Genomic DNA, 10833 nt, shown 5'->3' with positions numbered 1-10833 from the left:
TCTCCAAGGTCAGCGCCGATCAGCTGTTCTACCTGATGAGCCGCGGGATGACCGAGGACGAGGCCATGGCGATGGTGGTCCGCGGCTTCGTGGAACCGATCGCGAAGGAGCTCCCGATGGAGTACGCGCTCGAGCTCAACCGGCTGATCGAATTGCAGATGGAAGGCGCGGTCGGTTGATGGGCGCGAGCAACAATCTGACCGAAGCCGCCGAGGGCGTGAAGAACGGTGGATCGACACTGACTGCCCTCAACAAGGGCGAACTGTTCTCCTCCTTCGACGTCGACGCCTTCGAGGTGCCCGGCGGTCGTGACGAACTGTGGCGGTTCACCCCGCTGAGGCGGCTGCGTGGCCTGCACGACGGCTCCGCACCCGCGACCGGCCGTGCGCTCATCGAGGTCGGCGAGCGTCCCGGCGTGACGGTGGAGACCGTCGCTCGGGGTGACGAGCGGCTCGGTCAGGGCGGCGTGCCCGCCGATCGGGTTGCCGCGCAGGCGTTCTCGTCGTTCGATCAGGCGACCATCGTCACCGTCGCGCGGGACACCGAGGTGTCCGAGCCCATCGAGATCGTCATCAATGGTCCCGGTGAGGGTGCGACGGCATACGGCCACCTGCAGATCCGTGTCGAGGAGTTGTCCAGGGCCATCGTCGTCGTCGACCTTCGTGGCAGCGGGACCTACGCCGACAACGTCGAGATCATCGTTGACGACGCCGCCGGCGTCGGCGTCATCTGGATCGCCGACTGGGCAGACGACATGGTGCACGTCAGCTCGCATCACGCCCGCCTCGGCAAGGACTCGGTGCTCGGCCACGTCGCCGTCACCCTCGGCGGTGACGTCGTCCGGACCTCGGCGACCGTGCGGTTCGACGGCCCCGGTGGCAACGCGCAGATGCTCGGCACCTACTTCGCCGATGACGGCCAGCACTTCGAGTCACGCCTGCTGATCGATCATGCGCAGCCGAACTGCAAGTCCGACGTGCTGTACAAGGGTGCGTTGCAGGGTGATCCGGACTCGAAGAAGCCCGACGCGCACACCGTCTGGATCGGCGACGTGCTGATCCGCGCGGAGGCCACCGGCACCGACACCTACGAAGCGAATCGCAACCTGGTGCTCACCGATGGCGCCCGTGCCGACTCGGTGCCCAACCTGGAGATCGAGACGGGGGAGATCGTCGGCGCCGGGCACGCGAGTGCCACGGGACGTTTCGACGACGAGCAGTTGTTCTACCTACGCGCCCGCGGCATTCCGGAGGCGCAGGCACGTCGCCTCGTGGTCCGTGGCTTCTTCGGCGAGATCATCGCCAAGATCGCCGTACCCGCGGTGCGCGAGCGCCTTACCGAAGCCATTGAACGAGAACTAGCGATCACCGAATCGAGAAACAGCTGACATGACCACACTGGAAGTCAAGGACCTGCACGCCTCCGTCATCTCGGCAGAGGGCGGCGCCGACATCGAAATCCTCAAGGGCGTCAACCTCACCGTGAAGTCGGGGGAGACCCATGCGGTGATGGGGCCGAACGGATCCGGCAAGTCGACGCTGTCCTATGCGATCGCTGGACACCCCAAGTACACCGTCACCTCCGGCTCGATCACCCTCGACGGTGAGAACGTCCTCGAGATGAGCATCGACGAGCGCGCCCGCGCGGGTCTGTTCCTCGCGATGCAGTACCCGGTCGAGGTACCGGGCGTCTCGATGTCGAATTTCCTGCGCACGGCGGCCACCGCGGTCCGCGGCGAGGCGCCCAAGCTGCGGCACTGGGTCAAGGAGGTCAAGACCGCGATGAGCGATCTGGACATCGACCCGGCATTCAGCGAGCGCAGTGTCAACGAAGGGTTCTCGGGCGGCGAGAAGAAGCGCCACGAGATTCTGCAGCTCGGTCTGCTCAAGCCCAAGATCGCCATCCTCGACGAGACCGACTCAGGCCTCGACGTCGACGCGCTTCGGGTGGTCAGCGAGGGTGTGAACCGCTACGCCGCAGCCGAGAATGCAGGTGTCCTGCTGATCACGCACTACACCCGCATTCTGCGCTACATCCAGCCCCAGTTCGTGCACGTCTTCTTCGACGGCCGGATCATCGAGTCCGGCGGCCCGGAGCTGGCCGACGAACTCGAGGAGAACGGCTACGAGCGCTTCACTCAGGCTGCGGCCGCAGGAGCCTAGGGAGGACACAGCATGACCGTTCAGGTCACCCGCCCGCTCGACCTCACTGCGATCAGGACCGACTTCCCGATCCTGAGCAGAGTGATGCGCGGCGGAAACCAGTTGGCGTACTTGGATTCCGGAGCGACGTCGCAGAAGCCACTCCAGGTGCTCGACGCCGAACGCGACTTCCTGACCACGTCCAACGGTGCGGTGCACCGCGGCGCGCACCAGCTGATGGAGGAGTCGACCGACGCCTACGAGCAGGGCCGTGAGGACATCGCGGCCTTCGTCGGCGCCGACGCCGATGAGCTCGTCTTCACCAAGAACGCCACCGAGTCGATCAACCTGGTGTCGTACGTTCTTGGAGACGTTCGGTTCGACCGTGCCGTCGGCCCGGGGGACGTGATCGTGACCACCGAGCTGGAACATCACGCCAACCTGATCCCGTGGCAGGAACTTGCCCAGCGGACCGGAGCGACGCTGCGTTGGTACGGCGTCACCGAGGACGGCCGCATCGACCTGGACTCGCTGCAGCTCGACGGGCGCGTGAAGGTCGTTGCGTTCAGCCATCATTCGAACGTCACCGGCGCCGTCGCACCGGTCGCCGAATTGGTCGCCCGCGCCAAGTCCGTCGGCGCGCTGACCGTGCTCGACGCCTGCCAGTCGGTGCCGCATCAGCCCGTCGACTTCCACGCACTCGATGTCGACTTCGCGGCCTTCTCCGGCCACAAGATGTTGGGTCCCACCGGGATCGGCGTGCTGTACGGCCGGCGTGAACTACTGAGCGCCATGCCACCGTTCCTCACCGGCGGGTCGATGATCGAGACCGTGACGATGGAGGCCACGACGTACGCGCCCGCTCCGCAGCGCTTCGAGGCCGGCACTCCGATGACGTCGCAGGTGGTTGGTTTGGCAGCGGCCGCAAGATATTTGAGCGCGATCGGGATGGACGCCGTCGAAGCGCACGAGAACGAACTGGTCGCCGCGGCGCTGGAGGGACTGTCGAACCTCGACGGCGTGCGGCTCATCGGCCCCAGCTCGATGGAGCTGAGGGGTTCACCGGTGAGCTTCGTCGTCGACGGAATTCACGCGCACGACGTGGGCCAGGTGCTCGACGACGAGGGCGTCGCGGTCCGGGTCGGTCACCACTGCGCATGGCCGTTGCACCGGCGCTTCGGGATCGCGGCCACCGCGCGGGCGTCGTTCGCCGTGTACAACTCGCTGGACGAGGTGGACCGGTTGGTAGCGGGGATCAAGCGGGCCATCGAGTTCTTCGGACGGGAATGAGTCGCCCCGTGCGAATGGAACAGATGTACCAGGAAGTGATCCTCGATCACTACAAGCACCCGCATCATCGCGGGCTTCGCGAGCCCTTCGGGTCTGAGGTGCATCACATCAATCCGACCTGCGGTGACGAGGTGACGTTGCGGGTGGCGCTGTCCTCCGACGGTGACACGGTCACCGACATCTCGTATGACGGACAGGGCTGCTCCATCAGCCAGGCGGCCACGTCGGTGCTCACCGATCAGGTCATCGGACAGAGCGTGGGCGCAGCGCTGAAGACGGTAGCGGCGTTCACCGAGATGGTCTCCTCGCGAGGAAACGTCGAGGGCGATGAGGACGTCATCGGCGACGGCATCGCGTTCGCGGGCGTGGCGAAGTACCCGGCGCGGGTGAAGTGTGCGCTGCTGGGCTGGATGGCTTTCAAGGACGCACTGGCCCAGGCGAGTGCAGAATCAGACGCAGACCTAGAGGAGGCAGGACGATGACCGAGACGGTTCCGGAGGATGCAAGCGGGGGATCGGTGTCCGCACTGGACGAGGAGACGTTCGCCGACCTCGAGGAGGCGATGCGCGACGTCGTCGACCCCGAGCTCGGCATCAACGTCGTCGACCTCGGGTTGGTCTACGGGCTGAACATCGAAGAGGGCGAGGCCGGCTCCAAGGTCGCGCTGATCGACATGACGCTGACCTCGGCGGCCTGCCCCCTGACCGACGTCATCGAGGACCAGTCCCGCACGGCGCTAGTGGGGGCGGGCCTCGTCAGCGAGATCAAGATCAATTGGGTGTGGAACCCGCCGTGGGGCCCGGACAAGATCACCGAGGACGGACGCGAGCAGCTGAGAGCCCTCGGCTTCACGGTCTGAGCCCGGCGCGATGGACAACGAGGCCTATGTCTCCACCCGCCGCCAACTCCGCGGCATTGCCGAGAGCTTCGTCGCCGGTCCCCAGTACCGCTCGGCAGGGACCATTCGGCTAGCCGTCCGTCCCGACGGCTTCACGGCCGTTTCGATACCGGTGGCGGTACACGGCTCCGAACTGGTGTGGGGGGAGGACTCCGCGCCGCTCACCGGAACGGTCGGTGCGCTCGCACTGGCCACCGGTTTGGAGATCGGTCCGCCCGACGGCGTATACGAGATCGTCGATCCGCTGTCCAGCGATGACGTGCTCAGCATCGACCCGGAATCGGCAGAGCTCGTGCACCGAAGCCTGTATGCGGGCGGGTTCGCGCTGGCAACCACTCTGCTGGAACAACATCCGGTGCTCTGGCCCGAGCACTTCGACGTCGCCGTCACCGACGACGAGGTGAACTACGGGGTCTCGCCAGGCGACGGCTTCCATCCGCTGCCGTATGCCTACGTCGGGCCGTGGACCTCGCGGATCGGCGCGTTCTGGAACGCCCCGTTCGGTGCGTTCGTGACGCTGGACCCCTCGCACGACGTCGACCAGCTCGCGGCCGACATCGCCGAGTTCTTCGAGCGCGGCCGCAAAGAGTTGTGATCGCCGCGAATGCAAGGGAATCTCCGGCCCGGCGAAGTGCGTTGCACCGCAACGTGAGCGTCGTAGCAGGTGCCAGTGAATTCTTCCAACCGCTGACCGTGCGGTCGATGACCATCCCCAACCGGTTCGCCATGGCGCCGATGACACGGCAGGCCTCACCGGGGGGTGTGCCCGGCCAGGACGTCGCTGACTACTACGCCCGCCGCGCCGCGGGTGGGGTGGGCCTCGTCATCACCGAGGGCATCCGGCTGTCCGACCCGGCGGCAGGCTTCCCGGCGTCGGTACCCACACTCGCCGGCGACGCCGCCCTCGACGGCTGGCAGAGGGTCACCGATGCGGTGCACGCAGCAGGTGCCGTCGTCGCCGCCCAGCTGTGGCATCAGGGCTCCGAGCGCAACGACGCCGACGGTGTCGTGCCGGTGGGGCCGTCCGGGGTCAACGGACTCGGCGAGCCCAAGGGGCGCGCGCTGGCGGCCAGTGAACTCGGCTACGTCGCCGACCTCTACGGACAGGCGGCGCTCAATGCCCGCCAGGTCGGCTTCGACGCCGTTGAGATTCACGGCGCGCACGGCTATCTCCTCGACGAGTTCCTCTGGGACAGGACCAATCTGCGCACCGACGGTTACGGTGGCTCGCTGGCGAACCGGACCCGGTTCCCCGCCGAGGTCGTGTCCGCGATCCGCGAGGCAGTCGGTCCGGACTATCCGATCATCTTCCGGTTCTCGCAGTGGAAGGCGACCGACTTCGACGCCGTCATCGCCGCCGACCCCGCCGAACTCCAGGAAGTGCTGGCACCGCTGGTGGATGCCGGTGTCGACGTCTTCCATCCGTCGACGCGGCGGCACTACGTCCCGGCCTTCCCCGACGCGGATCCGGTGCTCAGCCTGGCCGGGTGGACCAAGAAGGTCACGGGTGCGCCGGTGATCGCCGTCGGTTCGGTCGGTCTGGAGACCGCCCACCGTGGCGGTAAGCCCGGTGAGGTGATCGCCCCCGCGCCGGTCGACGGGGTCGTTTCACAGTTCGAGGCGGGCGAGTTCGACGTCGTCGCCGTCGGCCGGTCGCTTCTGGCGGACCCGACTTGGGTAAACAAGCTACGAGATGACGAGCTCGACGGGTTCAATGGTTACGACGCCGAGGCGGCGCTGAGCGAGCTGCGCTGACCGCACCCGGACCCACACGCCCGTTCCACATAGTGGGAACAACCAGGTAAGAACCGACGTTAGGAGAAAAATGAGCACGCAAGACATCACCACCGAACAGTTCAACGACACCGTTACCGACAACGAGATCGTGCTTGTCGACTTCTGGGCCTCTTGGTGCGGGCCGTGTCGCGCATTCGCGCCGACGTACTCCGCATCGTCGGACAAGCATCCGGACGTCGTACACGCCAAAGTAGACACCGAAGCGGAGCAGGGTCTGGCGGCCGCCGCCGAGATCCAGGCCATCCCGACGTTGATGGCGTTCAAGAAGGGCCACATGGTCTTCCGGCACTCCGGCATGCTGCCTGCCGCCGAACTCGAGAACGTGATCGAGAAGATCAAGGAGTTCGACGTCGACGCTGCCATCGCCGAGGGCGCCCAAGCAGGACAGGCGTAGCGGCCGCACGCGATAGCGTGCACTCCGTGAGTGAGCCGAAAACCCTGCCGCTGGTCCTCGTCGACCACCCGCAACCGCACGTCGCGTTGGTGACGCTGAACAGGCCCGAGCGGATGAACTCGATGGCGTTCGACGTCATGATCCCGCTGAAGCAGGCCCTCGACGAGCTGACCCACGACAACGAGGTCCGCGTGGTCGTGCTGACGGGCGCGGGCCGCGGGTTCTCCTCCGGCGCCGATCACAAGTCGGCGGGTTCGGTGCCGCACGTCGACGGTCTGACCCGCCCCACGTTCGCGCTGCGGTCGATGGAAGTGCTCGACGACGTGATTCTCGCCATACGGAAGATGCACCAGCCGGTCATCGCGGCGGTCAACGGCGCGGCGATCGGCGGCGGGTTGTGCCTCGCGCTGGCGTGCGACATCCGCGTCGCCGCCGCGGGAGCCTACTTCCGGGCCGCGGGCATCAACAACGGTCTCACTGCCAGCGAGCTCGGCCTGTCCTACCTGCTGCCCAAGGCAATTGGCACCTCACGGGCGTTCGAGCTGATGCTGACCGGACGAGACATCGACGCCGAAGAGGCCGAACGCATCGGCCTGGTGTCGCGCGCGGTGCCCGACGACGACCTCCTCGACACGTGCTATCAGATGGCCCAGCGCATCGCCGCGTTCTCGCGGCCGGGAATCGAGTTGACCAAGCGCACGCTCTGGAGTGGACTGGAGGCCGGTAGCCTGGAGGGTCACATGCAGGCTGAAGGTCTGGGACAACTCTACGTGCGCCTGCTCACCGCCAACTTCGAGGAAGCGGTGGCGGCGCGAGCCGAGAAACGCCCCGCAGTCTTCAGTGACGACAAGTAGCCATCAGACGAAAAAACTAGGAGTGCAGCGTGATCACCGCAACGGACCTCGAGGTCCGCGCTGGCGCGCGCACGCTGCTGGCCATCGACGGCGCCGCCCTGCGCATTCAGCCGGGCGACCGGATCGGCCTCGTCGGCCGCAACGGGGCAGGCAAGACCACGACGATGCGCATCCTGGCCGGTGAAGGTGAGCCCTACGCCGGCGCCGTCGAGCGCACCGGTGAGGTCGGCTACCTGCCACAGGATCCCCGAGAGGGCGACCTGGACATGCTGGCTCGCGACCGGGTGCTCTCGGCACGCGGGCTGGACACCCTGCTCACCGACCTCGAGAAGCAGCAGACCATCATGGCCGAGGTCGCCGACGACACCGCGCGGGACAAGGCGGTGAAACGGTATGGCCAACTCGAAGAGCGGTTCGCCGCTCTCGGCGGGTACGCCGCCGAGAGCGAGGCGGGCCGCATCTGTGCGAGCCTCGGCCTGCCGGAACGGATTCTGACCCAGCCGTTGCGCACGCTATCCGGTGGCCAGCGACGCCGCGTCGAGCTGAGCCGGATCCTGTTCGCCGCCTCCGACACCGGTTCGGGGTCGGACACCACGTTGCTGCTCGACGAGCCCACCAACCACCTCGACGCCGACTCCATCGGGTGGCTACGCACCTTCCTGCAGAACCACACCGGCGGTCTCGTGGTCATCAGCCACAACGTCGAACTCCTCGACGACGTCGTCAACCGGGTGTGGTTCCTCGACGCCGTCCGCGGCGAGGCAGACGTCTACAACATGAGCTGGCAGAAGTATCTCGATGCCCGCGCCACCGACGAGCAGCGCAGGCGCCGGGAACGCGCCAATGCCGAGAAGAAGGCCTCCGCGCTGCGCACCCAGGCCGCCAAGATGGGCGCCAAGGCAACCAAAGCCGTTGCGGCGCAGAACATGCTGCGGCGTGCCGAGCGCATGATCGCCGAACTCGACGATGAACGTGTTGCCGACAAGGTCGCCAAGATCAGGTTCCCGACGCCCGCCGTGTGCGGTCGCACCCCACTGGTCGGCAAGGGGCTCACCAAGACCTACGGCTCGCTGGAGATCTTCACCGGCGTCGACCTGGCGATCGACAAGGGGTCGCGCGTCGTCGTACTCGGCCTCAACGGCGCGGGCAAGACCACGCTGCTGCGCATCCTGGCGGGAACGGAGGCCGCGGACGCCGGGGCGATCGAGCCCGGCCACGGTCTCAAACTCGGATACTTCGCGCAGGAACACGACACCATCGACGGACTCGCATCGGTGTGGGAGAACATCCGCCATGCCGCGCCCGACACCGGTGAGCAGGAGCTGCGCAGCCTTCTCGGTGCCTTCATGTTCACCGGGCCGCAGCTGGACCAGCCGGCCGGCACGCTGTCCGGTGGTGAGAAGACCCGGCTGGCACTGGCCGGGCTGGTGGCGTCGACGGCCAACGTGCTGCTGCTCGACGAGCCGACCAACAACCTCGATCCTGCCTCGCGCGAGCAGGTGCTCGATGCCCTGCGCAGCTACCAGGGAGCCGTCGTCCTGGTGACGCACGATCCTGGCGCGGCCGAGGCCCTGGACCCCCAGCGGGTCGTGTTGTTGCCCGACGGCACCGAGGACTACTGGTCCGAGGAGTACCGCGACCTCATCGAACTCGCGTGACCCACTGGCCTGATTGAAGAGCCTCCCCTCCGGGTACCAACAAGGCATCTGGGAGATGGGAAATGTAGATGAATGAACTGGACAAGTCCAGGGAAGAGTTGCTCGACCAGCTGCGTCACGAGTACGAGAAGGGTGCGAGCATCCGGACTCTGGTAGCCACCACCGGCAAGTCGTACGGATCCATCCACAGCATGCTGCGCGAGTCTGGTACGACCATGCGCAGCCGCGGTGGCCCGAACCACCGGGGCAGGCGCTAGCTGCTACTGCTGGCGAACCGACGCCTCGACCAGATCGAGGACGGCGCTCAGCCGGTCGGGTTGCTCGCCCGATGCGAGCCGGGTGACGAGTCCGTCGAGAACCAGATCGAGGTAGGTCTGGAGCACGTCGCTGGGTACGTCGTCACGTAATCGCCCCGCCTGCTTCTGCTTTCGCAGACGCTCGGTGGTGGCCTCGGACAATTCCAGCGATCGATCGGCCCAGCCGCGGTGGAACTCGGGGTCGTTGCGCAGCTTGCGCGCGATCTCGAGACGTGTTGCCAGCCAATCGAACTGGTCCGGTGCGGCCAGCAGGTCCCGCATCACCTGAATCAGCCCCTCGCGGGAGGCGACCTCCGCCATCCGCTCGGCGTCCTCGCGGGCCAGCTCGAAGAACAGGGTGTCCTTGTCGCGGAAGTGATGAAAGATGGCGCCGCGCGACAGCCCGATGGTCTGCTCGAGCCGCCGCACGGTCGCTCTCTCGTATCCGTACTCCGCGAAGCACCGCCGGGCGCCGTCGAGAATCTGGCGACGGCGCGCCGCCAGATGGTCGTCGGTCACCCTGGGCAACGAAACACCCTCTCTCTCAGTAGGCGATCAGGCCTTGAGCATGTTTCGCAGCACGTACTGCAGGATGCCGCCATTGCGGTAGTAGTCCGCCTCTCCAGGAGTGTCGATGCGGACCACCGCGTCGAACTCGACCTTGGAACCGTCCTCCTTGGTGGCGGTGACGTGCATCGTCTTGGGAGTCTTGCCCTCGTTGAGGTCCTCGACGCCGGAGATGTCGAACGTCTCGGTGCCGTCCAGCTTGAGCGACGACGCCGACTCGCCTGGCGGGAACTGCAGAGGGACGACGCCCATGCCGATGAGGTTCGAGCGGTGGATCCGCTCGAACGACTCGGTGATGACCGCGCGCACGCCGAGCAGGCTGGTGCCCTTGGCCGCCCAGTCCCGCGAAGAACCGGACCCGTACTCCTTGCCGCCGAGCACCACCAGCGGAATGCCCTGCGCCGCGTAGTTCTGCGCTGCGTCGTAGATGAAGGCCTGCGGGCCGCCGTCCTGAGTGAAGTCGCGGGTGTAGCCGCCCGAGACGTCGTCGAGCAGTTGGTTCTTGAGCCGGATGTTCGCGAAGGTTCCGCGAATCATCACCTCGTGGTTGCCGCGCCTGGAGCCGTAGGAGTTGTAGTCCAACTTGGCGACGCCGTTCTCCTCGAGGTACTGCGCTGCGGGAGTGCCTGCCTTGATGTTGCCCGCCGGGGAGATGTGATCGGTGGTCACCGAATCACCAAGCAGTGCAAGGACTCTTGCGCCAGAGATGTTGGTCACGGGCTCCGGTTCGGCAGGCATGCCGTCGAAGTACGGTGGCTTGCGCACGTACGTCGACTTCGGGTCCCAGTCGAACGTCTTGCCCTCAGGGGTGGGGAGGTTCCGCCAGCGCTCGTCACCCTTGAACACGTCGGCGTAGCTGTCGGTGAACATCTTCCTGTCGATCGACGATGCGATGACGTCGGAGATCTCCTTCGACGACGGCCAGATGTCCTTCAGGA

General features: G+C 66.5%; 13 protein-coding genes and 1 pseudogene. 12 read left to right on the top strand and 2 right to left on the bottom strand.

What is annotated here, in order from left to right; genetic code table 11:
* The 12 genes from ACRDUX_RS18355 to ACRDUX_RS18300 all read left to right on the top strand — a co-directional run.
* Nucleotides 1–179: SufD family Fe-S cluster assembly protein (locus ACRDUX_RS18355; RefSeq protein WP_526415448.1), on the top strand; the 179-nt coding region annotated here is incomplete at its 5' end.
* Nucleotides 179–1387, top strand: coding sequence for a Fe-S cluster assembly protein SufD (gene sufD, locus ACRDUX_RS18350; RefSeq protein WP_526415446.1), 1209 nt, complete (start codon nt 179–181; stop codon nt 1385–1387). The genes ACRDUX_RS18355 and sufD, both read left to right, overlap by 1 nt.
* 1 nt (nt 1388) lies before the next feature.
* Complete coding sequence (gene sufC / locus ACRDUX_RS18345; protein WP_526415445.1) at nt 1389–2162, top strand: Fe-S cluster assembly ATPase SufC; 774 nt, start codon at nt 1389–1391, stop codon at nt 2160–2162.
* A 12-nt stretch (nt 2163–2174) separates the two neighbouring features.
* Nucleotides 2175–3431, top strand: a complete 1257-nt coding sequence (locus ACRDUX_RS18340; RefSeq protein WP_526415444.1) for a cysteine desulfurase — start codon at nt 2175–2177, stop codon at nt 3429–3431.
* Nucleotides 3432–3445: 14 nt separating this feature from the next.
* Complete coding sequence (gene sufU, locus ACRDUX_RS18335) at nt 3446–3913, top strand: Fe-S cluster assembly sulfur transfer protein SufU (protein ID WP_526415447.1); 468 nt, start codon at nt 3446–3448, stop codon at nt 3911–3913.
* Nucleotides 3910–4290 (top strand): metal-sulfur cluster assembly factor, encoded by a 381-nt coding sequence (locus tag ACRDUX_RS18330; RefSeq protein WP_526415443.1) that lies wholly within the window; start codon nt 3910–3912, stop codon nt 4288–4290. The genes sufU and ACRDUX_RS18330 overlap by 4 nt, the downstream gene beginning before the upstream one ends.
* 10 nt (nt 4291–4300) lie before the next feature.
* Entirely contained in the window at nt 4301–4924 is a 624-nt protein-coding gene (locus ACRDUX_RS18325) for a hypothetical protein (RefSeq protein ID WP_526415442.1), read from the top strand.
* A 53-nt stretch (nt 4925–4977) separates the two neighbouring features.
* Nucleotides 4978–6084, top strand: a complete 1107-nt coding sequence (locus ACRDUX_RS18320; RefSeq protein ID WP_526415441.1) for an NADH:flavin oxidoreductase — start codon at nt 4978–4980, stop codon at nt 6082–6084.
* Between the two features lie 70 nt (nt 6085–6154).
* Entirely contained in the window at nt 6155–6520 is a 366-nt protein-coding gene (trxA, locus tag ACRDUX_RS18315) for a thioredoxin (RefSeq protein ID WP_526415440.1), read from the top strand.
* 17 nt (nt 6521–6537) lie between these two features.
* A complete protein-coding gene (locus tag ACRDUX_RS18310; RefSeq protein ID WP_526415439.1) occupies nt 6538–7374 on the top strand; it encodes an enoyl-CoA hydratase in 837 nt (278 codons plus the stop codon).
* Nucleotides 7375–7403: 29 nt separating this feature from the next.
* A complete protein-coding gene (locus ACRDUX_RS18305) occupies nt 7404–9032 on the top strand; it encodes an ABC-F family ATP-binding cassette domain-containing protein (protein ID WP_526415438.1) in 1629 nt (542 codons plus the stop codon).
* 68 nt (nt 9033–9100) lie between these two features.
* On the top strand, nt 9101–9289 hold the full coding sequence (locus ACRDUX_RS18300; RefSeq protein WP_526415437.1) for a helix-turn-helix domain-containing protein: 189 nt from the start codon (nt 9101–9103) through the stop codon (nt 9287–9289).
* A 3-nt stretch (nt 9290–9292) separates the two neighbouring features.
* On the opposite strand, the gene ACRDUX_RS18295 is transcribed toward ACRDUX_RS18300, so the two are convergent.
* Both ACRDUX_RS18295 and acnA read right to left on the bottom strand, forming a co-directional pair.
* Complete coding sequence (locus ACRDUX_RS18295; protein ID WP_526415436.1) at nt 9293–9856, bottom strand: TetR/AcrR family transcriptional regulator; 564 nt, start codon at nt 9854–9856, stop codon at nt 9293–9295.
* Nucleotides 9857–9883: 27 nt separating this feature from the next.
* Nucleotides 9884–10833 (bottom strand): annotated as a pseudogene (gene acnA / locus ACRDUX_RS18290) (aconitate hydratase); the annotation flags it as partial.

This window comes from Mycobacterium sp., assembly GCF_050701675.1.
GTDB lineage: Bacteria > Actinomycetota > Actinomycetes > Mycobacteriales > Mycobacteriaceae > Mycobacterium.
The sequence above is the reverse complement of the archived record's forward strand: the minus strand, read 5'-3'. Positions and strand labels throughout refer to the sequence as shown.